24 protein-coding genes are annotated in these 23,756 nt (G+C 62.0%); 11 read left to right on the top strand and 13 right to left on the bottom strand.

Annotated features, from left to right (window positions below; genetic code table 11):
* Positions 1 to 32: 32 nt before the first annotated feature.
* Positions 33 to 977: a GlxA family transcriptional regulator gene (locus tag ACD590_RS18605; protein WP_130759001.1), complete on the bottom strand. Its 945-nt coding sequence runs from the start codon at positions 975 to 977 to the stop codon at positions 33 to 35.
* A gap of 116 nt (positions 978 to 1,093) precedes the next feature.
* Here ACD590_RS18605 and ACD590_RS18600 point away from each other — a divergent pair, with 116 nt between their 5' ends.
* Positions 1,094 to 1,891, top strand: a complete 798-nt coding sequence (locus ACD590_RS18600; RefSeq protein ID WP_018445963.1) for an SDR family NAD(P)-dependent oxidoreductase — start codon at positions 1,094 to 1,096, stop codon at positions 1,889 to 1,891.
* A gap of 84 nt (positions 1,892 to 1,975) precedes the next feature.
* Here the strand turns inward: ACD590_RS18600 and ACD590_RS18595 are convergent, their stop codons facing one another.
* From ACD590_RS18595 to ACD590_RS18585, 3 genes are all read right to left on the bottom strand, one after another.
* On the bottom strand, positions 1,976 to 2,950 hold the full coding sequence (locus ACD590_RS18595) for a threonine ammonia-lyase (protein WP_018243507.1): 975 nt from the start codon (positions 2,948 to 2,950) through the stop codon (positions 1,976 to 1,978).
* A gap of 156 nt (positions 2,951 to 3,106) precedes the next feature.
* Positions 3,107 to 4,843 carry a gamma-glutamyltransferase gene (gene ggt / locus ACD590_RS18590; RefSeq protein ID WP_018445961.1) on the bottom strand — a complete coding sequence of 579 codons (1,737 nt, stop codon included), beginning with the start codon at positions 4,841 to 4,843 and terminating at the stop codon, positions 3,107 to 3,109.
* A 136-nt stretch (positions 4,844 to 4,979) separates the two neighbouring features.
* Positions 4,980 to 5,837, bottom strand: coding sequence for a helix-turn-helix transcriptional regulator (locus ACD590_RS18585; protein WP_439003146.1), 858 nt, complete (start codon positions 5,835 to 5,837; stop codon positions 4,980 to 4,982).
* 116 nt (positions 5,838 to 5,953) lie between these two features.
* Between ACD590_RS18585 and ACD590_RS18580 the strand changes: the two genes are divergently transcribed.
* Positions 5,954 to 6,670: an SDR family oxidoreductase gene (locus ACD590_RS18580; RefSeq protein WP_018445959.1), complete on the top strand. Its 717-nt coding sequence runs from the start codon at positions 5,954 to 5,956 to the stop codon at positions 6,668 to 6,670.
* Between the two features lie 58 nt (positions 6,671 to 6,728).
* Here the strand turns inward: ACD590_RS18580 and ACD590_RS18575 are convergent, their stop codons facing one another.
* The 6 genes from ACD590_RS18575 to ACD590_RS18550 all read right to left on the bottom strand — a co-directional run bounded on the left by ACD590_RS18575 (position 6,729) and on the right by ACD590_RS18550 (position 10,803).
* The gene (locus ACD590_RS18575; RefSeq protein ID WP_247266011.1) at positions 6,729 to 7,784 is read right to left on the bottom strand and encodes an alpha/beta fold hydrolase; all 1,056 of its coding nucleotides are present in this window, start codon (positions 7,782 to 7,784) and stop codon (positions 6,729 to 6,731) included.
* 192 nt (positions 7,785 to 7,976) lie between these two features.
* The gene (locus ACD590_RS18570; RefSeq protein ID WP_018243502.1) at positions 7,977 to 8,612 is read right to left on the bottom strand and encodes a tetratricopeptide repeat protein; all 636 of its coding nucleotides are present in this window, start codon (positions 8,610 to 8,612) and stop codon (positions 7,977 to 7,979) included.
* Positions 8,613 to 8,723: 111 nt separating this feature from the next.
* A complete protein-coding gene (gene ykgO, locus ACD590_RS18565) occupies positions 8,724 to 8,849 on the bottom strand; it encodes a type B 50S ribosomal protein L36 (protein ID WP_003566454.1) in 126 nt (41 codons plus the stop codon).
* Positions 8,850 to 9,013: 164 nt separating this feature from the next.
* Positions 9,014 to 10,090, bottom strand: coding sequence for a 5-(carboxyamino)imidazole ribonucleotide synthase (locus ACD590_RS18560; RefSeq protein WP_193444278.1), 1,077 nt, complete (start codon positions 10,088 to 10,090; stop codon positions 9,014 to 9,016).
* Positions 10,087 to 10,581, bottom strand: a complete 495-nt coding sequence (gene purE, locus ACD590_RS18555; protein ID WP_011653459.1) for a 5-(carboxyamino)imidazole ribonucleotide mutase — start codon at positions 10,579 to 10,581, stop codon at positions 10,087 to 10,089. Before purE ends, ACD590_RS18560 begins: the two co-directional genes overlap by 4 nt.
* An 18-nt stretch (positions 10,582 to 10,599) precedes the next feature.
* Positions 10,600 to 10,803: a YdcH family protein gene (locus ACD590_RS18550; RefSeq protein WP_017968168.1), complete on the bottom strand. Its 204-nt coding sequence runs from the start codon at positions 10,801 to 10,803 to the stop codon at positions 10,600 to 10,602.
* A 228-nt stretch (positions 10,804 to 11,031) separates the two neighbouring features.
* On the opposite strand from ACD590_RS18550, the gene ACD590_RS18545 reads away from it, so the two are divergent.
* Positions 11,032 to 11,205 (top strand): YdcH family protein, encoded by a 174-nt coding sequence (locus ACD590_RS18545; protein ID WP_003542831.1) that lies wholly within the window; start codon positions 11,032 to 11,034, stop codon positions 11,203 to 11,205.
* Between the two features lie 206 nt (positions 11,206 to 11,411).
* Here the strand turns inward: ACD590_RS18545 and ACD590_RS18540 are convergent, their stop codons facing one another.
* On the bottom strand, positions 11,412 to 11,672 hold the full coding sequence (locus ACD590_RS18540) for an ArsR/SmtB family transcription factor (protein ID WP_003542830.1): 261 nt from the start codon (positions 11,670 to 11,672) through the stop codon (positions 11,412 to 11,414).
* A 181-nt stretch (positions 11,673 to 11,853) separates the two neighbouring features.
* A complete protein-coding gene (locus ACD590_RS18535; RefSeq protein ID WP_439003145.1) occupies positions 11,854 to 12,618 on the bottom strand; it encodes a sulfite exporter TauE/SafE family protein in 765 nt (254 codons plus the stop codon).
* 107 nt (positions 12,619 to 12,725) lie between these two features.
* On the opposite strand from ACD590_RS18535, the gene ACD590_RS18530 reads away from it, so the two are divergent.
* On the top strand, positions 12,726 to 13,379 hold the full coding sequence (locus ACD590_RS18530; RefSeq protein WP_018243499.1) for a thiamine phosphate synthase: 654 nt from the start codon (positions 12,726 to 12,728) through the stop codon (positions 13,377 to 13,379).
* A gap of 10 nt (positions 13,380 to 13,389) precedes the next feature.
* Positions 13,390 to 14,472 (top strand): tetratricopeptide repeat protein, encoded by a 1,083-nt coding sequence (locus tag ACD590_RS18525; protein WP_018243498.1) that lies wholly within the window; start codon positions 13,390 to 13,392, stop codon positions 14,470 to 14,472.
* Between the two features lie 15 nt (positions 14,473 to 14,487).
* On the opposite strand, the gene ACD590_RS18520 is transcribed toward ACD590_RS18525, so the two are convergent.
* On the bottom strand, positions 14,488 to 16,230 hold the full coding sequence (locus ACD590_RS18520; protein ID WP_130717798.1) for a chemotaxis protein: 1,743 nt from the start codon (positions 16,228 to 16,230) through the stop codon (positions 14,488 to 14,490).
* Positions 16,231 to 16,569: 339 nt separating this feature from the next.
* Here ACD590_RS18520 and ACD590_RS18515 point away from each other — a divergent pair, with 339 nt between their 5' ends.
* The 6 genes from ACD590_RS18515 to ACD590_RS18490 all read left to right on the top strand — a co-directional run bounded on the left by ACD590_RS18515 (position 16,570) and on the right by ACD590_RS18490 (position 23,719).
* Entirely contained in the window at positions 16,570 to 16,899 is a 330-nt protein-coding gene (locus tag ACD590_RS18515; protein WP_018243496.1) for an STAS domain-containing protein, read from the top strand.
* Entirely contained in the window at positions 16,896 to 17,264 is a 369-nt protein-coding gene (locus ACD590_RS18510; protein WP_003552634.1) for a response regulator, read from the top strand. Before ACD590_RS18515 ends, ACD590_RS18510 begins: the two co-directional genes overlap by 4 nt.
* Positions 17,261 to 19,300, top strand: coding sequence for a chemotaxis protein CheA (locus ACD590_RS18505; RefSeq protein WP_018243495.1), 2,040 nt, complete (start codon positions 17,261 to 17,263; stop codon positions 19,298 to 19,300). Before ACD590_RS18510 ends, ACD590_RS18505 begins: the two co-directional genes overlap by 4 nt.
* Complete coding sequence (locus ACD590_RS18500; RefSeq protein WP_018243494.1) at positions 19,297 to 19,809, top strand: chemotaxis protein CheW; 513 nt, start codon at positions 19,297 to 19,299, stop codon at positions 19,807 to 19,809. The genes ACD590_RS18505 and ACD590_RS18500 overlap by 4 nt, the downstream gene beginning before the upstream one ends.
* 33 nt (positions 19,810 to 19,842) lie before the next feature.
* Complete coding sequence (locus ACD590_RS18495) at positions 19,843 to 21,549, top strand: methyl-accepting chemotaxis protein (protein WP_018243493.1); 1,707 nt, start codon at positions 19,843 to 19,845, stop codon at positions 21,547 to 21,549.
* A gap of 247 nt (positions 21,550 to 21,796) precedes the next feature.
* Positions 21,797 to 23,719: a HAMP domain-containing methyl-accepting chemotaxis protein gene (locus ACD590_RS18490; RefSeq protein ID WP_439003144.1), complete on the top strand. Its 1,923-nt coding sequence runs from the start codon at positions 21,797 to 21,799 to the stop codon at positions 23,717 to 23,719.
* Positions 23,720 to 23,756: the final 37 nt, after the last annotated feature.

The raw sequence follows: 23,756 nt of genomic DNA, 5'->3' as shown, positions 1-23,756 counted from the left end.
CAGAAAGCACCCAGCCGTCGCAGGCTGGGTGCTCACATCTGCAGTTCCTGCTGGGCGTTGCGGCGTATTGCCTGCGGCGGCTGGCCAAAGGCGCGCAGGAAAGCGCGGCGCATACGCTCGCGGTCGGCAAAGCCGGTCTCGTCGGCGACGACGTCAATCGGATGGCGGCTCTGCTCCATCATCAGCCGGGCGGCTTCGAGCCTGAGATTTTCCACGGCCTTGGCCGGTGACTGCCCGGTTTCGGCGCGGAAAGCTCGGCTGAATTGACGGGGGCTGAGATGGGCGGCTTCCGCCAGTTCTTCGACCGAAAGCTGCGATTTCAGATTGCCGCGGGCAAAGTCGAGCGCCTTCTGGATGCGGTCGGATTTCGGTTCCAGCTCCAGCAGCGCGGAAAATTGCGACTGGCCGCCGGAACGGCGGTGATAGACGACAAGCATTCGGGCCACGGCGCGGGCGACTTCAATGCCGTGGTCCTTCTCGACCATGGCGAGTGCCAGATCGATCCCGGCCGTCATGCCGGCCGATGTCCAGACCGAACCGTCGATGATGAAGATGCGATCCTCTTCCACCTTGATCTTTGGGTAACGCGCCTTCATTTGGCGGGCGAGATACCAATGCGTCGTCGCGCGCCGGCCGTCGAGAATGCCGGCTTCGGCGAGGAAGAAGGTGCCGGTGCAAATCGAAGCGATGCGGCGAGAGGCGCCAAGAGCCGCGCGAATGAAGCCGCTTTCGCCGGGGCTTGGCAACGCAATGCCGGGTGCGCCGGTGACAATCAGCGTATCGAATCCGGGATCGCCGAAGGGCTCGGTCTCGATCGTCATGCCGAGCGAGGTGCGCAGCGACCCCCCGGCTTCCGAGAGGTAGCGGATGTCGTAGACCTTCTCGCGGAAATGCAGATTGGTGAATTCGAAGGCCGACACGGCCGCCAGGCCCATGATCTGGAAGCCGGGATAGAGCAGGAAAGCGATGGTCTGCATGGCTAAGCTCCTATGTCCTAAAAGGTGGTATATATGACATTCAGGACGCTGACAATCCGGAGTATGACTCTCCTCAAGTGCAGGGCAGACGCCGGCGCAATTGAAGGAGATGGATCATGACACAGGAATACAAGGGTACTGCGCTGGTAACCGGCGCATCCTCGGGCATCGGCGCAGTCTATGCGCACAGGCTGGCAAAGCAGGGTTACGACCTGATCATCGTTGCCCGTAACGGCGAGCGGCTGAAGGCCTTGGCAAGCGGGCTGACTGAGGAGACGGGCAGGGCGGTCGAGACCGTTGTGGCTGACCTCGGCAACACGGCCGACCTCGCCCGTGTCGAAGGCGTGCTGAAGCAAGACCGGAGCATCACGCTTCTGGTCAACAATGCCGGCGTCGGCGGAACGGCGCCGCTGCTCGCCGCCGATGTCGACAAGATGCAGAAGATGATCGAACTCAACGTCACGGCGCTGATGCGGCTGACGTATGCCGCCGTTCCCGGTTTCGTTGCCCGTGGCGGTGGCACGATCATTAACATTGCTTCCATCGTGGCGATTGCGCCAGAGCGCCTGAACGGCGTCTATGGCGCCACGAAAGCGTTCGTGCTCGCCTTCAGCCAGTCGCTGAAGCATGAGCTTGCGGAGAAGAACATCCGTATCCAGGCCGTGCTACCGGGGGCCACGGCGACGGAATTCTGGGGCATTGCCGGCACGCCGATAGAGCATCTGCCGAACGAGATCGTAATGTCGGCCGAAGACATGGTCGATGCATCGCTCGCCGGCCTTAAGCAAGGTGAGTTCGCAACGATTCCGGCGCTTGAGGATGCAGGCTTGCTGTCGGCCTACGAGCAGGCGCGCCAGGCATTGATGCCCAACCTGTCCCGCAGCATGCCGGCCAAGCGTTACAAGCTGGCATGATGGTGTGCTGACGAAAACCATCCGCGGCATATGCTGCGGATGGCCCAAGAGCGTTGACGGCATTTGCGGCCGATTGCGCGCTGTCTAGCCGAACCGTTCGAGCGCCATGGCGAAGATATCGGCATCGACATTTCCACCCGAGGTGACGGCGACGATCGTGTCGCTTTCCAGCGCCTCGCCGTGGAAAAGGGCGGCGGCGAGCGCCACGGCGCCGCCAGGCTCGACGACGATCTTCAACCGCGTGAAGGCGAGCGCCATGGCGCGTAGCGCCTCCTCGTCGGTGACAACGATGCCAGGGCCCGCGAGGCGCTTGAGGATCGGGAAGGTGATGTTGCCCGGCTGCGGGGTAACGATCGCATCGCAGATCGAGCCTGACACCGTCGCGTTGCGTTCGATCTTGCCGGAGGCGAGCGAGCGGGTGGTGTCGTCGAAATCCTTGGGCTCGCAGGGGCGGACACGAAAGCCGGGGGAACTGGCTTCAAGGGCGAGCGCGATGCCGGAGGTCAATCCGCCGCCGCCGCAGGGAACGAGGACTTCGGCGGATGTAACGCCTTCCTCCCCAGCCTGCTCAGAGATTTCGAGGCCGGTCGTGCCCTGGCCGGCGATGACAAGCGGTTCGTCGAAGGGCTTGATCAGTGTCAGGCCGCGCTCGGCCGAAAGCCTCGCGCCGATCTCGTCGCGATCCTCGTTGACGCGGTCGTAGAGCACCACTTCAGCACCGAAGGCACGGGTGTTGGCGATCTTCAGCTTCGGCGCATCGCTCGGCATGATGATGACGGAGGGGATATTGTGCAGCTTGGCAGCAAGCGCAACGCCCTGGGCGTGGTTGCCGGAGGAGAAGGCGATGACGCCCTTCGAGCGTACCGCAGCATCAAGGCCGGAGACGGCCGACCAGCCGCCGCGAAACTTGAATGAGCCGGAATGCTGCAGACATTCGGCTTTCACGAACAGACGCCGGCCGGCGATCTCATCGAGGAAAGGGGAGGAGAGAAGCGGCGTGCGCCTTGCATGACCGCGCAGACGGGCGCGAGCTGCGACAATCATTTCAATGCTGGCCATTCGGGAATCTTTCTGCTTGCGGGTTCGCCCATGCATAGGGCGCGGCAAGCCAATTGTGAACGGCGACTTTGTCACGGTGACATGAATGGTGCCACCGCTGCTTCTCGAACCGCGTTGCGCTTCCGCTGACTGTTTGATCGGGCGATCCCCGAAGCGTCAGTAGCCGCTTGCCGACCCTTCCGCTGCGCGGCTATCCATGGCGCCGTTGTAGCGGGCGCCGCCGCCTTTCGCGATGGCGGCAAGGCTTTTGCCGCCGACGAGGATGCCGGCGGCCTGGCCCCATTGCGGCGCGTCATTGCCGCCATCGAAGCTGTAGCCCATGGCGGCGAGCGTCTTTTCGGTATCGGGCGAAAGCGCATAGGGTTCGAGAAAGACCTTGTCGGGCTGCCATTGGTGGTGGAGACGCGGGGCGTTGACCGCCTGGCTGATATCCATGCCGAAATCGACGACATTGAGGATCGCTTCCAACGTGATGGTGATGATGCGCGAGCCGCCGGGGCTGCCGATCACCATGAAGGGCTTGCCGTCCCGGGTGACGATCGTCGGGCTCATCGAGGAGAGCGGCGTCTTCTTCGGCGCGATGGCATTGGCTTCGCCCTGCACCAGTCCGTAGAGGTTCGGCACGCCGGGCTTGGAGGTGAAATCGTCCATCTCGTTGTTGAGCAGGATGCCCGTGCCGGGTGCCACGACGCCGGCGCCGAAGGAGCCGTTCAGCGTATAGGTGACGGCAACCGCATTGCCCTCGTCGTCGATGATCGAATAATGCGTCGTCTCGGTGCTTTCCTTGCCGCCGAGCGGTTTGAGGTTCGCCGAGGTGCCAGACCTGTAGGGGTCGATCTTGGCGGCAGTCTCCAGGGCATATTTCTTGTCGAGAAGCTTGGCGACCGGGTTCTCGACAAAATCGGGATCGCCGAGTGCTGCGTTGCGGTCGACATAGGCATAGCGCATCGCCTCGACCATGAGGTGCACGGTTTCGGCCGAGTTATAGCCGAGATAGGAGAGCGGATAGCCTTCCAGAACGTTGAGGATCTCGCAGATGATGACGCCGCCGGAGGAAGGTGGCGGCGAGGAGATGATGTCGTAGCCGCGGTAATTGCACTCGATCGGTTTCAATTCGCGCACGGCATATTGCTCGAAATCCTCCTTGGCAAGGATGCCGCCTTTGGCCTGGCTCGCCTTGACGATCGCCTCAGCGGGCGCGGCCTTGTAGAAGGCATCGGAGCCTTTTTCGGAGATGCCTGCCAGGACCGAAGCAAGGTCCGGCTGCTGGAGTTTTTCGCCGGATGCATAGGGTTTGCCGTCCGGTTTCAGAAATATCTTTGCCGCCGCCTCATCCTTGGCGAGGCGCTTGGCGTTGCCGGCGAAACTTGCGGCGTCGCCCTGTTCCAGGGTGAAACCCTCTTTGGCGAAGCGAAGTGCCGGCGCGATCAGATCCTGGCGCGATTTGGTGCCGTATTTCTCGCGCGCGGTCTCAAAGCCCATGACGGAGCCCGGCACGCCGACCGAGAGATAACCGTCGAGGCTGGCGCGTGGCACGATATCGCCCTTGGCATCGAGATACATGGTCTTCGTTGCGGCAAGCGGTGCGCGTTCGCGAAAATCGAGGAAAGTCTTCGTGCCGTCCTTCAGGCGGATGGTCATGAAGCCGCCGCCGCCGAGATTGCCGGCCGCGGGATAGACGACTGCCAATGCATAGCCGACGGCAACCGCCGCATCGACGGCGTTGCCGCCGCTTTTCAGCACCTCGACACCGACATCGGTCGCCAGATGCTGGGCGGTGACGACCATGCCGTGCTCGGCTTCTACGGGCGCAGGCGACGCGGCGAAAGCCGAGGTAAGGCTCAGCGACAATGCTGATATGACGGAGATCGTCCCGATATGCAGGCGGCCCATGATTTCTCCTCCTATGGACAATGATGAAAAAACATATGGGGCTGCGACAGTCTGAGGCAATGCAAGGGGTTGGCTTTAAAGCATGTCGCGCAAAAGTGTGCAGCGGCTTTGCGACGACGATATGCGAAAACAAAACTTAAAGCGTGAGGAGTTCGGCGAGTTTCCGGTTGGTGTCGTCGTGATCGAGCGGCGTATAGACGATGAGCTTCATCTCCGGCCGGCTCGTCAGTGTCAGGCCGGTATGCTCGAAGGACATGCGGCCCTTGAGGGGATGGTTGATGCGCTTTATGCCGGACAGCGGATTGACGACCTCGTGGCGCTGCCACCAATCACGAAATTCAGCGCTTGCCTGTTTCAGCAGCGCGATCAGCCGTTCGAAATCCGGATCGCCGGCATAACACGCGCAGTCGGCGCGAAACATCGCCAGCGAGACGCGGGCAACCGCCTCCCAGTCGACGAGCAGCTTGCGATGCGCGGGGTCGGCAAAGAGGCGATGCATGGTATTGCGCTCGTCGCGGTCGAGCGTGTCGTAACCGCCGAACAGCACCTCGGCGGCACGGTTCCACGCGAGCACGTCCCACCGGCGGCCAAGTACATAAGCCGGTTGGTGGGTCAGGTTGGCGAGCATGCGCTGCAGCGGCTCGTCGACGCATTCGGGTGCGGATGAGACTGCCTGCGGCGCTTGGCGATTGTTGAGGGTGAAGAGATGTCGGCGCTCGGCCTCGTCGAGGCGCAGCGCATCGGCAAGGGCGTTGAGCACCTGCATGGAGGGCCTGATGTCGCGGCCCTGTTCCAGCCAGGTGTACCAGGTGGTGCCGACGCCGGCGAGCATGGCGAGCTCCTCACGCCGGAGACCCGGCGTGCGCCGGCGAAACCCCTCCGGCAAACCGACCTCGGAGGGCGTCAGCCGTTCGCGACGGGAGCGCAGGAAGGCTGCGAATTCACGGCGGCGGGCTTCGAATGTGTCGGATCTCTGGTCCATGGCAGGAATCATATCAGTATTGATACCAGGATAAAACCGGAACTGTTTGCCGTTTCCGGGCCGCGCATGATGCCGGTGTCGCAGGTGGTTGAAGCGTCTGCGGCTCGATCAATTCAAGGAGCAGCATCATGTCTTTGCAGCATGTGGTCGTCATCGGCGGTTCTTCCGGCATCGGCCTTGCCACGGCGAAATTACTTTTGAAACAGGGTTACACGGTCACCATTGCGGGCCGCGACGGCGAAAAGCTTGCCGCGGCGACGGCATCGCTCGAGGGCGAGCGGCGCAGCCTCGTGCTCGATGCGGCGGAGCTTTCCGGCCTTGGGGAGGCTTTTGCCGGGATCGGCGCATTCGGTCATCTCGTGCTGGCGATGGGCAGCGGTCACGGCGCCGGACCCTTCGCGACGCTCGACATGGCGGATCTGCTTGCCGGGTTTCAGACCAAGCTCATTCCGCATGCCGCGACAGCCCAGGCAGCACTGCCGCTGCTGCAGCCGGGCGGCAGCATCACCTTCGTTTCGGCAGTCAGCGCGCAGGCAGCGATGCCTGGCACGGCTGGACTTGCGGCCGTCAATGCCGGCATCGAGGCGATGGTGCCGGTGCTTGCCGCCGAGTTGAAGCCGCTGCGTGTCAACGGCGTTTCACCTGGGGTCGTCGATACGCCGTGGTGGAGTTTCCTGCCGCCGGAGCAGCGCGGCAGCGTTTTTGCGGATTTCGCCGGCCGCACGCCGGTCGGTCGTGTCGGCAGGCCGGAGGATATTGCAGAGGCGATCGCCTTCCTGATCGGAAATGGCTTCATGAGCGGCCATGTCATCACCTGCGACGGCGGTGTGCGTCTCAGCGCTTGAAGCAGCATTCAGGCGGACCGCCGACGGTCTCGCGGGCCGGAAATCCAAGCCGGAGAGGTCATGCGCCATGCAGGGCGCCTGGCCCCAACGACGGCACGGTTACGACCGTCCGATTGTGTGATGCGGCGGCAAGTCTCTCCTCGGCCCTGCGGGCAACCGCCTGCAGGTCGAGCGGCTTGCCGGCGATTTTTTCCATGGCGGCGATGGCGACATCGGTCGCGAGATAATCCGGCTTGTGGCCGACGCCGCTGACGGTGATGAGTTCGGAGCCTGATATATCGCGGGCAAGGCCGCGCGAGTGCAAGTGTTCCCAGACGATCTCGTCGCTGTCGCCGGTTATGATGACGGTCGGCGCGGTGATCTGCGAATAGAGCAGCGACTGCTCCTTCACATAGGCGAGCAGCCTTTTGAAATCGGCGGCGTTGTTTTGGAAGGCGCCGGGGCGCAATACGAGCGACGGACCGGTTTTTTCGATGTAGTCGGCCGGGCGCGGATTAGGGCGGAAGACGTTCCGCGTGCCGCGCTCCAGCCGGCTCAGCCCGAGTGGCACGACGATCGCATGGTTGAAGAGCCAGCCGACAATCGGCACCGTCGCCACGTGATAGTACCAGTCGATGCCGCCCGGCCAGGGATGGGTGGCGGGCGCGAGGAAGAGCAGGCCTGATGTCTTGTCAGGATGGCGCAGGCCGAAGGCGGCGGTGATCGCGCCGCCGAAGGAATGGCCGACAATGATCGCCTTTTCGATGCCGCGCTTTTCCATCAGCCTGGCGATCGCATCGGCCTGGCCGGAGGGGACGGCATTCTCGGGGCCGCCGCGCTCGGAATAACCATGGCCGGGACGATCGACGAACAGCATTTCTGCCCGGCCTTCGAGTGCGGCGCGGAAGGCGACGACCTGATCGAGCAGATTGCCGCTGGCGCCGTGAATGAAGACCAGTGCCGGCAGATCCGCATTTTGGGGACGCTCGATGTGGACGGCATTCATGCGGTAGCCGCCGACATCCGTCAGTTCGCCGATATTCGGATAAGCCTGTTCGAATTGCCGCGCCTTATAAGTGGAGTAACCGATGGCGGCGGCGAGTGGGGCGAGAAGAGCGGAAACTTCTGCAAGCATGATCTCAACGAGCGATAATTGCGGGATGACCTGCAGGCGGACAAACCGCTACATCGTTCCCTCTAGATTCTAAAGCGCGTCGCGCTCAGGTCTTTGTTTTACGCATGTCGTTATCGCAAACCGCTGCACACTTTTGCACGACATGATTTAAATTGCGCGGCGCGATCCAACGTCAAGATATCAGCCTGGGAATCAGGTGCGATTGCCGGCGAGTTTTTCCGCCAGCGTGTTGACCTGTTCCTGCGCGGTGCGTTCGGCGGGGTAGACATCGAGAAAACGCTCCCAAGCCTTCAAGGTCAGCTGGTCGTTGCCGGAATTGCTGAGAATCGCTGCCATGCCGGAGAGCGCGCCGAAATGGCGCGGCTCAAGATCGAGCACACGTTCGATGTCGGACATCGACTTGCGGTAATTGCCCATGACGAAATTCAGCGTGGCGCGGCGGTTCCAGCTTTCGGCATAATCGGGTTTCAGCGCGATCGCCTCATCGAGGAAATCGAGGGCAGCGGGATTGCGCTTTTCCTCGATCGCCTTGTCGGCCCACTGCATCAGCAGATTGACGGTGGCACTGCCGGAATCGTTCCATTCCATGCGGATTTCATTGGCGATGCCGCTGGCCTTGTCGGGGTCGCGTTCACGCTTCAACTGGCTGAAGAGTTGGTCGAGGTGCTGCTTGGGTGAACCGTTGACATCCGTCTGTTCGACGATGACATCCTTTTTCGTCGCGGCAGCCGACTGTTCCGCGGCGGCGGCGGGAAAGGGGGAGGTGAGCAGGATGAGGGCGAGCGGCAGTGCCGCTGACGTCAAAGCAAAAAAGCGCATGGCGGACATATTAGCCCGCCAACGCCGAAGATCAAACAAATTTGACGTGATCGCCGCAGCGACCCACCGGATATATCTACCGGCGCAACCTGCGCGGCGAGGCGATCCGGACGCGCGAAATCAGCCCTGACGAGCCTTGAAGCGCGGGTTCAGCTTGTTGATGATGTAGATGCGGCCCTTGCGGCGAACCAGACGGTTGTCACGGTGACGAGCCTTGAGCGACTTGAGCGAATTCTTGATCTTCATTTTTCTGATCCGCGATCTCTATGGGGGAATTCACATTCGCCCGTATCTTTAACAATCAAAAGCGCGCCATCGGGCGCGCTGTTTAGGTGGGGGAGCAGATACCTCGTCACCTTTTCCGTGTCAACCACATGAAGGTGTTTTTCCCAAGGCACAAGGGTGTTTTCTCAGGCCAAAACCAGCGATTTCGGCGTCAAGGTGGTGACATGACCCATCTTGCGGCCGGGGCGCCACTCGGTCTTGCCATAGAGATGAACCAGCGTGTCGGGGCGCCGCAACCAGTCGGGAACGGCAAGGATATCGTCGCCGATCAGGTTCTGCAGGATGCAGTCGGAATGCCGTTCGGCACTGCCAAGCGGCAGGCCGGCGACGGCCCGGATATGCTGCTCGAACTGGCTGACGACGCAGGCGGCCTCCGTCCAGTGACCGGAGTTGTGCACACGCGGCGCCATCTCGTTGGCGATCAGGCCGCCATCGGCAAGCACGAAGAATTCGATGCCGATGACGCCGACATAGTTCAACGCGGCAAGGATCTTTTCGGCCGATCGGCGCGCCGAGTCCGCCGTCGCTGCAGAGATCGCGGCGGGAACCGTCGAGGTATGGAGGATGCCGTTGCGGTGCACGTTCTCGGCGGGATCGAAGCAGACGACCGTCCCGTCGGTGGCGCGCGCGGCGATGATCGAGACCTCGCGCTCGAAAGCGACGAAACTTTCGAGGATGAGCGGCACGCCGCCGAGTGCGGCATAGGCGCCCTCCGGGCTGTCGGCGGCCGAGCGGAAAACCTTCTGGCCCTTGCCGTCATAACCGAGACGCCGGGTCTTCAGCACGCCCTGGCCGCCGAAATCCTTCAGTGCCGTCTCGAGATCGGCCTGGCTGTCGATCGCGTGGAAGCGGGCGGTTGATATGCCGCAGTCATTGAGAAAGCGCTTTTCGACGAGGCGGTCCTGGGCGGCTTCCAGCGCCTTCGGCGGCGGATAAACCGACACGGTCGCCGAGAGCCTTTCGGCGGCCGCGACGGGCACGTTTTCGAATTCGTAGGTGACGACATCGCAGATATCGGCGAGTTCGGCCAGTGCCGCGGGATCGTCGTAGGCGGCGGTAATCTGCCGGTTGGCGAGCTGGGCGGCCGGGCAGTCCGGCTGCGGCTCGAGGATGACCGTGCGAAAATTCAACCGGGCGGCGGCAATCGCCAGCATGCGGCCGAGCTGGCCGCCGCCGATAATGCCGATCGTTCTTGCCGTCATAGGTCGTCCATCGGGTATTCCGCGACGGCAGCACTCTGGCGCTCGCGCCATTCGTCGAGCCGGTCGGCGATTTCTTCGTCGGAAAGGGCAAGCACGGCGGCGGCGAGAAGGGCGGCGTTGACCGCGCCGGCCTTGCCGATGGCAAGCGTGCCCACAGGAATACCGGCCGGCATCTGCACGATGGAAAGGAGGCTGTCCTGGCCGGACAGGGCTTTCGACTGGACCGGCACGCCGAAAACCGGCAGCGGTGTCATCGCGGCGGTCATGCCCGGCAGGTGGGCAGCGCCGCCGGCGCCGGCGATGATGACCTTGAAGCCCTCCGCACGTGCGCCCTTGGCGAAATTGACCAATCGGTCCACTGTGCGGTGCGCCGAAATGATGCGCGCATCATAAGGGATCTCAAGCGCCTCCAGCGTGTCGGCGGCGTTTTTCATGGTCTCCCAGTCGGACTGGCTGCCCATGATGATGGCGACGGGTGGTCTGTCTGTCATCGTTGCTGCTATTCCCTTTCAGGCGATGATGTCAGGGATGATCTGATCTTCCAGCTTGGAGAGCCTGTCCTTGATGACGAGCTTTTTCTTTTTCATACGCTGGATCCGCAGAGCATCGCATCCGGTCTGGATCATGGCGTTGATCGCGGCATCGAAATCCTCGTGCTCCTGACGCAGACGCGCCACCGTGAGCCTGATTTCCGCCTGTTCCTGATCGGCCATATGCATTCCCCGTTACCGTCCCTGGACCTTGTCCGATCTGCCGATGATTTCCGCAAGCTCCTATCACCAAATACAGGTAACGGCTAGTTAGTCTTGATCATGAAATTGCCATCCAGTCTCCATCTTTTGGCCTTCGACAAGCCTTCAAAAATATGTCACAGTCCGGCCGTTGACACCTTGATCCCCGACGATGATGGCCGGGGAGGGTAAAGAGGAAGGAAGGGTCATATGACTGTTCAAGCTCATCTTGAGTCACTCCAGAAAAAGCATGTTGCTCTCGAGGAGGAGTTGCACGCGCTCAGAACATCTCCCTCTATTTCCGATACGGAACTTGCCGAATGCAAGCGCCGCAAGCTGCGCATCAAGGACGAGATTCAGCGTCTTAAGTCATCCGTCCACTAATCTTCCCAAGGGTCGCCGGGCGATCATCTTGCGCAACAAGGTAAATCCATCCATTCCGCCAAAAATTAGCAAGAACCGGTGATTTGACACCAGATTTGCGCCAGTCCGATGCATCCGGCATCGTGGCTGGCGCTTTTGGGTCCGCCACGTCTCACATCGCGTTCTTATGATTCGCATCGTATCCCCAGATCTTATGGGGACCTGCCTCAGGCCCAAAACTGATCCAGCCACAAATTGAGCTTGTCGAAGCCGCGGTTGTTGACCGTATAGATACGTTTGGTGCCTTCCGAGGTCACGGAGACGAGATTGCTGTCGAGTAGCGCCTTCAGATGCTGCGAAACAGCAGGGCGGCTGATCGGCAGGCCCTCGGCGAGCTCATTGACCGTCCGTGGCGCGCGACGCAATTCCTCCAGCAGAAACCGCCGGTTCGGATCGGCAATCGCAGAGAAAGGGTCCGTGTTCGACATGGCAGGAACGCTACGTCAAACCGGCCGCGCCAGCAAGGAAATTGTGCATTGCAGCGTGCCGTGGTTTCCAAAGCGCGTCGCGATCTTTCAGAGTCGCGCCTTGCGCTTTCGGTCTTTGTTTTTACGCCAGTCGTTATCGCAAAACCGCTGCACAGTTTTGCGCGACATGCTTTAGTTGTTTCTACCAGCCAAGGCCCTCGCGCACGATCAGGAAGGCGGCGATCAGCGCCATTGCATACATGAAGGGATAGAAGATCTGTGGCCTCATGCGGCGCACGCACCACGCGCCGGCAATGGTGGCGAGCGGGGCAAAGGGCAGAAGCGTCGCGGAGGTCGCAAGGTTCTGGGTATCGAGCTGGCCGAGTGCAAAATAGGGGATCAGCTTGATGGCGTTGAGGATCGCGAAGAAGCGCACGCTGGTGCCGGTATATTCGCGCGGCTGCAATTTGAGCGGCAGGGCATAGATCTGGAAGGGCGCACCGCCGGCATGGGCGACGAAGCTGCCGTAACCGGAAAATGTCCCCCAGAGGCTGGCAGCCACCGGCCGCTGGCCGCGCGGCGGGATCACCTTGCCGGCGCCGGGGCCGAAATTGTTCCAGAAATAGCGCAGGCAGAAGAGGATGGTCAACGCGCCGATGACGATGCGCAGCATGTTGCCCGGAACCAGGGCCGAGGTCGCCCAGCCCAGCGCGATACCAAAGACGGCGCCCGGCAGCATGATCTTCAGCGTTGCCCAGTCGCCATGTTTGCGCCAGATGACGAGCGAGATCATGTCCATGAAGACCAGGATCGGCAGCAGGATGGCGGCCGCCTCGACTGGCGAGACGACGAGGGCGAGGAAGGGCAGGCCGATCAGCGACAAAGCGTCGCCCATGCCACCCTTTGCGAGGCCCACCAGCAGAACGGCGGGCACGGCGGCGTAGTAGAATGACAAATCCTGCGGCATGCTTTCGACGTCCTCCTCTTGCAAGCCTCGTCTAACGGAACTACTCACACAAAACGAGTGCGGATCCCTCATTTCGAAGGGGAATTCGCCGGAAACGGAAAGACCTCATGACCGAACCGGAAAATCGCTGCCGCCTTGTGCTCATCGTGCCTGATATCGCCGATGCCGATGAACAGGCAAAGATCGTCGCCGATGCGCTGAAGGGCGGCGATGTCGCCTCGGTGATCGTGCCGCAATACGGGCTCGACGACGGCACCTTCCAGAAACATGCCGAAAAGCTGGTGCCATTGATCCAGAATGCTGGAGCAGCCGCGCTGATTGCAGGTGACAGCCGTGTCGCAGGCCGGGCAAAGGCCGATGGCCTGCACCTTTCCAGCAATGCCGAGGCGCTTTCGGAAGCGATCGACAAACATGCGCCGAAGCTGATCGTCGGCGGTGGCAACGCGGCCGACCGGCACCATGCGCTGGAGATCGGCGAAGTCAGGCCGGACTATATCTTCTTCGGCAAGCTCGATGGCGACATCAAGCCGGAGGCGCATCCGAAGAACCTTGCGCTCGGCGAATGGTGGGCCTCGATGATCGAGATTCCCTGCATCGTCATGGGCGGCACTGATCCGGCCTCGGCGCTCGCCGTCGCCGAGACTGGTGCGGAGTTCGTGGCGCTGCGGCTGGCGGTCTTTGGTGAGCCCGGCCGGGCGCCGTCGGTCGTTGCCGAAATCAACGCGTTGCTTGACGAAAAAGCGCCACGGTTTGAGGATTGAAATCGCGCTCATGCCGATCCTGCCCGCCCGCCCTTTGAAATATATCCTTGCCAGCGTGACCGCCCTCGTTGCGGCCGGGCCGAATGTCGCCCTGGCGCAGGCGCCGGACAGCGTCATCAGCCAGCCGGGTACAGCGCCGGCTTCGACCTTCCGCACGGACCGGCCCTCCGCCTCGGACGTCGGGCCCTCCGATGGCGTCGGCGTGTTCGACCGCATGGGTGCGAAGTTGCCGGATCTGCCGCCGGAGAAGGATTACAAGGGGCCGATCGATGAAGCTTACGGCGCCTTCCAACGCGGTTATTACCTGACGGCAATGGACAAGGCGCTGCCGCGCGCCCAGCTCGGCGATCCGGCGGCGCAGACGCTGATCGGCGAAATCCTCTCGCAGGGTCTCGGCGTCAAGAAGGACGTGAAGAATGCTGCCTTCTGGTACGGCAAGGCGGCCGAAGGCGGCGATGCGGCGGCAATGTTCAAATATGCGCTGATCCTGATGGAAGGCGAGGGCGTGCCGCGTGACAAGGTCAAGGCCGACGAGTACATGCACAAGGCGGCCGAGGGCGGCAATCCTTCGGCGGAATTCAACTGGGCGCAGCTTCTCGTCGCCGACAATCCCGGCGAGAAGGGACTGAAGCTCGCCCTGCCGTTCTACGAGAAATCAGCCGAGCAGGGCATTGCCGATTCGCAATATGCCGTAGCGCAGATCTATGCGACGCTGAAGGACCTGCCGGAGGAAAAGAAAAAGCTTGCCCGCGAGTGGATGGCACGTGCAGCGCGCGCCGGTTTCGACACGGCCCAGCTCGATCTCGGCATCTGGCTGGTCAACGGCGTCGGTGGGCCGAAGGATTACGTCAAGGGTTTCGAATGGCTGAAACTTGCCGCCAATGGCGGCAACGTCGTCGCGCAGAACAAGCTCGCCCATCTCTATATCAATGCGATCGGCACGCCGCCCAATCCGGTCGAGGCGGCGAAGTGGTACGTGCTGTCGCGCCGGGCCGGGCTTGCCGATCCGTCGCTCGAGGATTTCTATCTCGGCATTGAGGACGATCAGCAGAAGGCGGCGATCGAGGCCGCCAACAAGTTCCGGCGGCGATAGCGACCGTATCCCAACTTAGAAAAGCGCATCGGCGAAGAGGTCTTCATCGTTTTCGGCTTTGGCGGTCTCGGCCGGGGCGGGGGTGGTGTCCTCGCTTGCCGGGATGATGTCGCGATGAATGTTGCGCTCCTGGACCATCGTGTAGTGCTTGAAGATCTTGCGGTCGAGCGGCGCGATCGTTTCTGCGAGATCGGAGATATCGGCGACCTCAGTGCCGGCGACGCCTTCGAGCAGATCGGCGCAGCCGGCAAGGACTTCACCGAGATCATGCTGGAAATCGAGTTTGCCGATCAGCAGGCTGATCTTGGTGGCGACCTCGCGACCGTTCTCGGCGAGCACCTTCAATTCGTTTTCCATCACGTTGGCTGCAGAGCGGATGTTGCCGACGGCCGACGTCAGGCTTTCTCCCAGGCTGCCGGCTCCGGCATCCGTGGCGGGGGCGACGCGCCCGGCTGCGGCTTCGAGCGCCGGCAGGCCGTTGACGATGGCGTCGGCGGAATCATCGAGCTTGCCGGCGAAGATGCGCAGTTCGGCGGTGACGACGTTGATCGACTTGCCTTCCTCGCCGAGGCGGCTGCAGCGCAGGTTGGTATTCAAAGCCATATAGTGAATGTCGGTCTTGACGGCGCGGATGTTGCCGATCGCTTCGGAGAGCTTGGCGGCCGTGCCGATCGTCGACTGGCTCACCTGATCGGCCTGGCGGCTTGCCGTGTCGACCTGCTTGACGATTTCGTGGGCGGCCGAAACGCTGGATTCCAGCGCGCGCATGAAGTTGCCGCCGGCCTCGCCGCTCTGACCGCTCATCTGATCGCGCAGCTTGAGGATCTCTCGCATGTCGTGGTCGAAACTCGCGATCGTCTTGACGACGTTCTCAGAATCCCGCTGGAAATTTGCGCACATGTCGCTCATCTGCGCTGCGGTCAGGTGGTGAATGACGTTCTGGAGGCGCTGGCGCGCGCCGGCGTCGAGGCTGGCGCCATCCTCGCCGGCAAAGAAATCCTCAAGCAGCGAAAAGGTGGCCTGCACATGCTCGATACGCTGGCGGGTGATATCGCCGATCTGCAGGGCAGACAGCGTCGAGGCGACCTTGCTCTGGACGGCGCGCGCAATCGCGCCGACCTCGCGGGCGATGACGCCGAGATCCTTGCGATGTTCGGCGATCTTGGCGGCATCATCGCGCAGGGCTCCGGCGACGGCCGGAACGGTATCGGCATAACCCTTGGAAACGCTGGCGCCAAAGGAGGTGGCGAGCTTGACCTCCTTATCGAGACTGTCGAGATGCGTGGCGAAACGGTTGACCTCATCGGTGCCGGAATAGATGCGCTCCAGGATCTCCTGGGCGAAGCCGGCGAATTCGGCAAGGCCGGCACCGGTGATCTTCACAGTCACGGCGAAGGTTCTGAGATAACGCATCGTCTCCTGCATGTCGGAGACGTGCTTGCGCAGCTCCCTGCCGGTATGCGCCAGCGAGACGAGCGCCTGCTGGCGGTTTTCCTCGGTGACCGGCAGCGCCGTCAAGCTCTCGACCGTGGCGCGAAGATCGGCGCTGGTGTCGCTCGCATCCTTGTTGTCGAGCGTCGTGGTGACACTCTCGAGCGAGTTCAACAGACGGTTGAGGACATCCATCACCGACAACAGCACGGTGCCGCCTTCGAGGAACCGTTCCTCGACTTGGCCGCGGGCGGATTCCAGGGTCTGGCTGATGTCCCGTCCTGATGTGTAGGCTGCAGCGTTCGGTGATACCAGAGCGTGTGCCACTTTTATACCTTTTCTTAAAATCCAGGCAATTCAACTCTATTTTTACGGGAAGGATGGAAACGTCCGGTAAACGCGCCGGACTCGCCAGCGTTGTGATTAACGAAAGATGTCGATGGCGTGTCGCTGAAAGCCTAACGCTCGACTTGATGATTCAACATATTGTTTTTATTTTATTTATTTCTAAATTTTGAGAAAAAAATACAACTTATCCCGGATGAGAATTGGGAGTCGCGGAACGCGCTAGACGGCAGTTTCCTACAACCGCTGTTTACCCTGCATTAACGCTGCCGTGAGAGTCCTTTTAGGGTCGTCAAGTATTTTCTGGCCCAGGAGGCTGCATTGGATACTCAGAAACAATATTACGAATCTATAAATTTGCCGGACGTGCTCAGCATTCGTAACGTGAGCGAACTATATTCCAAGTTTAATGATGCATTTCATAGTCGCGATACAATCATCGTCAGCATTCCAGAAGGTGCGGAAGCGGATCTGAGTTTCGTTCAACTTATCGAATCCTCGCGCCACCAAGCAAAATCCAAGGGAAAGACGTTCAAGCTTTCTTCGCCGGCCAATGGATCGGTCTTGAAGGTACTTGAGCGCGCAGGTTTCATCGAATCCTTCGATCAAGAAGACGCAAATTTCTGGTTGCATAAAGAGGTGACGTTATGAGTGCAAATATCCTGACCGTCGACGATTCCGCCAGCATTCGTTTGACCACCAAGGTCACGCTGACCAATGCCGGCTATAGCGTCACCGAGGCGGTCAATGGGGCAGAGGGCCTCGCGACCGCCAAGGGCAGCAGCTTCGATCTGATCGTGACCGATCTCAACATGCCTGTCATGGACGGGCTGACGATGATCGAGGAACTGCGCAAGCTGCCGGCGCAGGCCGGCGTTCCGATCATCTTCCTGACGACGGAATCGGACGCCGATCTCAAGGCGCGCGCCAAGGCCGCCGGCGCGACGGGCTGGCTGACCAAGCCGTTCGACCCGGAAAGTCTGGTGAAGATCGTGAAGAAGGTTCTCGGACGATGAGTACACTCGATCCGGTCGCCGTATTCCGTACGGAAGCTGCCGAATGCCTCGAAGCGATCGAGGCCGGTCTTCTCGACCTGACCCACCAGCTCGACAACAAGGATCTGGTCGACGCCGTGTTCCGCGGGCTCCACACGCTCAAGGGCTCCGGCGCGATGTTCGGTTTCGAGGCGCTCGCCGCCTTCACCCATCATTGCGAAACAGCCTTCGACCGCGTCCGCAAGGGCGAGGTCGCGGCGACCAGTGAACTCGTCGCCGCCGTTCTCGCCGCCCAGGACCATATGCGTGCCCTCGTCGACCAGCCGGATGCCGATCACGGCGATACCGGGAATAAGCTTCTGGCGCAGCTGCAGGCTGCCGTCGGTGGCAAGCAAGCGGCGGCTGCAGCAGCGCCCGCCGCTGTTCCCCCGCCCGCGGCCGTGCTCGACGCACCGGCGAAGATGAAGAACAGCTGGCGCATCCGCTTCAGCCTGCCCGCCAATTCGATGGCCAACGGCACCAACCCGCTCGGCCTGCTGGACGAGCTGCGCGATCTCGGCGAATGCAGCGTGCGCGCCAACACCTCGGCCATTCCGGCCCTCGACGATCTGGTTCCGACGGAGCTCCATATTTCCTGGGACGTGACGCTGACCAGCGAGCAGGATCGTTCAGCGATCGACGACGTTTTCATCTTTGTGCTCGATGACATGGAACTCAGCGTCGAGGAGATCAGTGATACGGCAGCGGCAACCGCCGCTCCGGTCGAGGAAAGGGCTGCCCCTGTCCCCGTCGCCGCAACATCGACCGCCGTCCCGGAATTCCGTCCAGTCGAGGCGGTTCCCGCCAAGCGCGAGGCGCCCGCCGTCGTCAGCCAGGCAAAGGCGGCCGAGAATGTCCGCGTTCCGGCCGAACGTCTCGATGAGCTGATGGACCGCGTCGGCGAGCTCGTCATCGCGCAGTCGCGCCTCAGCCAGCTCGCCAGCGCCAGCACCGATATCGCGCTGCGTTCCGTTTCGGAAGAAATCGAACGCCTGTCCGGCGAATTGCGCGACACGATGATGGTGCTGCGCATGGTGCCGGTCGCCACCCTCTTCTCCCGCTTCCGCCGCCTCGTCCACGATCTCGCCCGCGAGACCGGCAAGGTGATCGAGCTGGTGACGGAGGGCGAGAGCACCGAAGTCGACAAGACGGTTATCGAGCGTCTGGCCGATCCGCTGGTGCATCTGGTGCGCAACTCGATTGATCATGGCCTCGAAACGCCCGCCGAACGGCTTGCCTCCGGCAAGACCGAAGCCGGGACGGTGACGCTTTCGGCCCGCCAGGCCGGCGGCGAGGTGATCATCTCGATCAAGGACGACGGCCGCGGCATCAATCGTGAACGGGTTCGCGCCAAGGCCGAATCCTCCGGCCTTATCCAGCCCGGCCAGCCGCTTTCCGACTCAGAGCTGCTGCAGCTGATCTTCGCCCCCGGCTTCTCGACGGCAGCAGCTATCACCAATCTGTCCGGCCGCGGCGTCGGCATGGACGTGGTCAAGAAGACGGTCGAAGCCCTCCGCGGCGCAATCGACATCGTCAGCATGCCGGGACAGGGTTCGGAAGTGTCGCTGCGCATCCCGCTGACGCTCGCCATCATCGACGGCCTGCTGGTGCGCGTCGGTTCCGGCCGCTACGTCATCCCACTTTCGGCGGTCGAGGAATGCCTCGAACTGTCGCTCGAGGAAGATCTCCGCTCGCGCGGCCGCAGCTTCATCTCGCTGCGCGACAGCCTGGTGCCGTTCCTGCGCCTGCGCGACCTCTTCCGCACCGGCACCAAGCCCGATGTGCATCAGAAGGTCGTCGTCATCTCGACCGGCACGGAGCGCGTCGGCCTCGTCGTTGACCAGATCATCGGCGACCACCAGACGGTCATCAAGTCGATGTCGAAGCTGCACAATAACGTCGCGACCTTCTCGGGCGCCACCATTCTCGGCGACGGCAGCGTCGCTCTCATTCTCGACGTCGGGCACCTGGTTGCCGCGGGTCAACAACAGGAGGCGCAATTGCGTGTAGCAGGATGAGCGCAACAGCAGCAACGGCCGAACGATTCGACAATCACTGGAGCTATGCCGAGGAAGTCGAGGTCCTGACCTTTGATCTCAATGGCGAAACCTTCGCACTTGAAGCGGTCATCGTCCAGGAGATCCTGGACCTGCTTCCTGAGACCGCGGTGCCGGGCAGCCAGCCCTTCGTCGCCAGCGTCATCAACTTTCGCGGCAAGGTCATTCCGCTCGCCGATCTGCGTCTCGCCTTCGGGATGGAAGCAGCAGAGGCGACGATCGACAGCCGCATCATCGTCATCGAGATCGATCTGCAGGGCGAGCAGACGCTCGTCGGCCTCAGAACCGACAAGGTGAACGAGGTGACGACGCTTGCAAAGTCCGCGAGCGAGGCACCGCCGAGCATCGGCATGCGCTGGCGCGCCGACTACATCAACTGCCTGGTGAAGAGGGGCGGAGAATTCATCATTCTCCCTAATCTGCAGGCGATTTTTTCATCGAGGCACGACGCGGCGGGAGCCGCTAATTGACGCTGGATGAATTCAACGAGGGGTTTGGGGACCATGCGACTGACAATCAAGACGAAACTGGTGACCGCGTTCACCTTCATCATTGTAATGCTCGTGGGCACTGCCGCCTACGGTGTCTTCAGCCTTGGATCGCTGAACGACACGATCGATAAGCTTCTCGCCGGCCCGGCAGCCCGCCTGGATTTCGCGCAGCAGATCAACATCGCTCAGCTCGAGGCGATCCGCCAGCAGAAGAACCTGCTCACCGCCCGCAGCGCAGACGAGACGGCCGGGGCAATCGCCAAGGGCAATCAGGCTCGCAAGGAATTCGCCGACGCCTTCAGCCAGGTGTTGGCGCTGGCAACGGAAGAAGGCAAGGCGCGTTGGGCCCGCATCGCCGAACTTTCCAAGACCTTCAATGGAGCCGACGATCAGATCCGCGAATATGTGAAGGCCGGCAATGCCGAAGGCGCAAATGCCATCTCCGTCACGACGGCGCGCGCCGCTGCCAACGACATCGACTCGACGCTCAGCGAGATCCTGGCACTTGAAAAGCAGCGCATGAAGGCTGCTGACGACGGCGCCGAAGCGCAATACACGACGACGCGCACAATGATGGTTGCGGTCGCCGCGGTCGCCCTGCTGATTGCTGCCTTTACCGCCTTCTGGATCGCCAGCACGATCAGCAAGGGCCTCAGCCGTGCCAACACCGTGGTTCGCGAAGTGTCGGAAGGCGATCTGACAAAGATGGCCGATATCACCAGCCATGACGAAATCGGCGAACTTCTAGGCAACGTCAACACGATGATCGAACGCCTGCGTGGCGTCGTCGCCGACGCACTGTCGGCCGCCGAAAACGTCTCTTCCGGCAGCCAGCAGCTTTCGGCAAGCTCGGAACAGGTCTCGCAGGGTGCTACCGAACAGGCGGCTTCGGCCGAAGAGGCTTCCGCCTCGATGGAAGAGATGGCCGCCAACATCAAGCAGAACGCCGACAATGCGGCGCAGACCGAAAAAATCGCCCGCCAGTCGGCCAAGGATGCGGAAGCCAGCGGTGAAGCGGTGACGCGCGCCGTCGACGCTATGCGCACGATCGCCCAGAAGATCGGCATCGTCCAGGAAATCGCCCGCCAGACCGATCTACTCGCCCTCAACGCCGCCGTCGAAGCGGCACGCGCCGGCGAGCACGGCAAGGGTTTTGCGGTCGTCGCTTCGGAGGTGCGCAAACTTGCCGAACGCAGCCAATCGGCTGCCGCCGAAATCAGCTCGATGTCGAGCGACACGGTCAAGGCTGCCGCCGATGCCGGCGACATGCTCGGCCGGCTGGTGCCCGACATCCGCAAGACTGCCGAACTGGTCTCCGAGATCAGCGCCGCCTGCCGCGAACAGGATATCGGCGCCTCGCAGATCAATGAAGCGATCCAGCAGCTCGACAAGGTGACGCAGCAGAACGCCGGCGCCTCCGAGCAGATGTCGGCGACCTCCGAGGAACTCGCCTCCCAGGCCGAAGAGCTGCAGACGTCGATCGCCTTCTTCAAGGTCGATACGGCAGGCAGCGCGCGGTCCGGCGCCAACAAAGCGCAGCCAAAAGCTTCCGCCAAGGTGAAGGCCCCGGCCGCTGTCCGCAAGGCTGCCCCGCAGGCCCATAGCCAAGGCCGCGCCCAGACGATTTCGGCTCAGCAGCAGCGTCTCAAAGGCTTTGCTCTCGATATGTCGATGGGTGGTCCGGATGCCAGCGATGACGATTTCAGGGAGAGCGCATAAGCGCTCCCCGGGGGAAGCGCTTATGCGCCTTCGCCTCAAACTGATCCCTCGGGCTGCTCCGGCGGCCCGAGACGGGAATATCCCCCAACGCATGTAGGCGTTGGCGCTGCGATCGATAGATGTCCGGCTGCCGGGAAGTGAATGTAGTCGCTTTCCCCCTTTTCAGACACATCACTTTCAAGTTCGACGTCCCGCCGATGGGACGCGTTTCTATCCATTCGTTTTGACCGCATAGAGGGGGTACCACATGCGTTTCACCATCAAGCTCAAGCTGGGGCTTGCCTTCGGCATCATGACATTGCTGTTGATTGGCATCGCCATCTACGGAAGCATGAGCCTCGGCACCTTGAATGACGCCAGCGGCAAGATGATCGACGGGCCGATGCGCCGCCTGGAACTGGCACTGACCGCCAATGTCGCCGAAGTCAACGCCATACGCGCTCAGAAGAACGCACTGCTTTCCACGGATCCCGACAGCGCTGCCGGTTTCTACAAGGAGGCCGACCAGAACTTGCAGGCCATGTTTGAGGCCGTCGATGCCGGCCACGCCATCGCTTCGCCGGAAGGAAAACCCTATTGGGAAAAGCTGCAGACGATCGGCGCGAAATTCCGCGACAGATCCGCCGAGCTGCAGCAGCTTGACGCCAGGGGCGATCAAGCCGGCGCACTGGCGCTGTCGCTCGGCGACCTGCGCACGATGACCAACGACATGGGTGACGCGATTGCCGCACTCATCGAGATCCAGCGCAAGGGCATGAAGACGACCGATCAGTCGAACACCGATCTTTATAACTCGACCAAGCTGATCCTCAGCACTGCTTCCGGCATCGCCGTGCTTGTGGCGCTCGGTGCAGCATTGTGGATCATGCTCGGAATCAACAACGGCCTGAGGAAAATCACGACCGTCGCAAATGCCGTCGCAATCGGTGACCTTAACCACACGGTCGATGTCAAGACCAATGACGAGATCAAGGACCTCATCAACACGGTCAACAGCATGACTGCCAATCTGCGCACCACGGCAGCTCTTGCCGATCAGATTGCCATGGGCGACCTCAGCACAGATGCCAAGCCGCTCTCGGATAAGGATACGCTCGGCATCGCGATGCAGAGCATGATCTCCAACCTGCGGACCACTGCCGGCATCGCCGATCAGATCGCAAACGGCGACCTGACGGTGTCTCCAAAGCCGCTCTCCGACAAGGATGCGCTGGGCCTCGCGCTCGAACAGATGGTCGAGCGCCTGCGCGGCGTCGTGGCCGATGCGATCTCGGCCGCCGAGAACGTCTCCTCCGGCAGCCAGGAACTTTCGGCAAGCTCGGAGCAGGTGTCGCAGGGCGCCACCGAACAGGCGGCTTCGGCCGAAGAGGCTTCCGCCTCGATGGAAGAGATGGCCGCCAACATCAAGCAGAACGCCGACAACGCTGCCCAGACCGAAAAGATCGCCCGCCAGTCGGCCAAGGATGCGGAAGCCAGCGGCGAGGCGGTTTCCCGCGCTGTCGACGCCATGCGCACGATCGCCCAGAAGATCGGCATCGTCCAGGAAATCGCCCGCCAGACCGATCTGTTGGCGCTCAATGCTGCCGTCGAAGCGGCACGCGCCGGCGAGCACGGCAAGGGATTTGCGGTCGTCGCATCTGAAGTGCGCAAACTTGCCGAACGCAGCCAGTCGGCTGCTGCCGAGATTAGTGCCATGTCGAGCGATACCGTGACGGCGGCCCAGGATGCAGGCGACATGCTCGGCCGGCTGGTGCCCGACATTCGCAAAACGGCGGAACTGGTCTCCGAGATCAGTGCCGCCTGCCGCGAACAGGATATCGGTGCTGCCCAGATCAACGAGGCGATCCAGCAGCTCGACAAGGTGACGCAGCAGAATGCCGGCGCCTCCGAGCAGATGTCGGCGACCTCCGAGGAACTCGCCTCCCAGGCCGAAGAGCTGCAGACGTCGATCGCCTTCTTCAAGGTCGATATGGCGGGTGGGCGCCGCGAGCGCGCGCCGGCTGTAAAACTCACCGCCCGCAGCCGGGCCTCGGCCGCACCGCGCAAACCGGTCAGTAAGGCGCCGGCCAATACGATCGCTGGTCAGCAGGCCCGCGTGAAGGGGTTTGCCCTCGACATGTCGATGGGCGGTCCCGATACGGCCGATGACGAGTTTAGGGAGAGCGCGTAGCGCTCCCCTGGGGAAAGCGCTTGACCGCTCCCCGTTC

Source organism: Rhizobium sp. 862_C5_N1_2 (assembly GCF_051811205.1).
GTDB classification, from domain to species: Bacteria; Pseudomonadota; Alphaproteobacteria; order Rhizobiales; family Rhizobiaceae; genus Rhizobium; species Rhizobium leguminosarum.
The sequence above is the reverse complement of the archived record's forward strand: the minus strand, read 5'-3'. Positions and strand labels throughout refer to the sequence as shown.